This is a genomic window from Spirulina sp. 06S082, assembly GCF_034932145.1.
In the GTDB taxonomy this organism is placed as follows: domain Bacteria; phylum Cyanobacteriota; class Cyanobacteriia; order Cyanobacteriales; family Spirulinaceae; genus CCY15215.
This window is the reverse complement of the sequence record NZ_JAYGHV010000115.1, coordinates 1-981: the sequence shown is the minus strand read 5'-3', so window position 1 is coordinate 981 and position 981 is coordinate 1. Positions and strand designations below refer to the sequence as shown.

Sequence of the window (981 nt, the reverse complement as noted above, 5' to 3'; positions counted from 1 at the left end):
TGCGGCATTGGATTTGGAGCGAATGCCCGAATCCTGAAGGAAGGAGAACGCTATCGCGGAGGGCAATTGTAAGAATTTATCGACCCGACCCATGAGCCAATCCGTTTTACCCGTTTCCATTCTTCCTTCCAGTTCTAACGGGACGCAACCTCCCGAACCAACCCAAGGCTGGAAGCGATCGCTCGTTCATTTCCCCTTCTCCCTCAAACGCCCGCAAAAGAAAGCGTTGCGAAAACTCTGGGCATTCCTCGACGACTCCGAACCTTTTTTCCTGTTGGGAGGCTATGCCGGAACGGGGAAATCAACCATTATTTTTGCAGCCATTCGAGAACTCATTGACCGAGGCAAGCGCGTTGTTTTAACCGCACCCACTAATAAAGCCGTTGCCATTTTGAAAAAGATGGCGGCGGAAAATGAGATGCTGGGGATTCCCTGCCAAACCATTCATCAGCTATTGGGCTTAGGAGTGCGGAATCAAGGCACGGAGAAAGTGTTGGTGCAAGCGAGTCCGTCTTCCGTTCACCTCTACGATTTTATTTTCCTTGATGAGTGTTCGATGGTGGGGGCTGAGTTGTGGGAATGGCTCGAACGCTGTTGCGAAAAATCTCCTCTAGCCAATCGCAAGCTGGTTCTCATGGGCGATCCCGCTCAATTGAATCCAGTGGGAGAAAAGCGATCGCCCGCCTTCAATGTCAAGAACCGGGCTATCTTAACTGAAGTGGTGAGGCAAGCTGGAGAAAGTCCCCTGTTGGATTTTGTCACAGCCAGTCGCCATGCAGTCAAGAGCAAAACCGATTGCTTTTTCCCCTTTCCCTGCTACCAACCGAACGATAAATCGAATGGTGCTTTTAGGTCTTCAGAAGCCAAGCTGTTGCAATATGGGATTAAGACATTGCAGCGAAAGTTTGCCCAAAACCCCGATTGTTTCCGCATCCTTTGCTATACCAACAAGCGAGTTGAGTATTACAATGCAGCGACTGT

1 protein-coding gene is annotated in these 981 nt (G+C 49.9%); it reads left to right on the top strand.

Going from position 1 to position 981, the window contains the following annotated elements; all coding sequences use genetic code 11:
- Positions 1–91 precede the first annotated feature (91 nt).
- The coding region (locus tag VB714_RS07380) for an ATP-dependent DNA helicase (RefSeq protein WP_323222644.1) at positions 92–981 on the top strand (890 nt) is incomplete at its 3' end.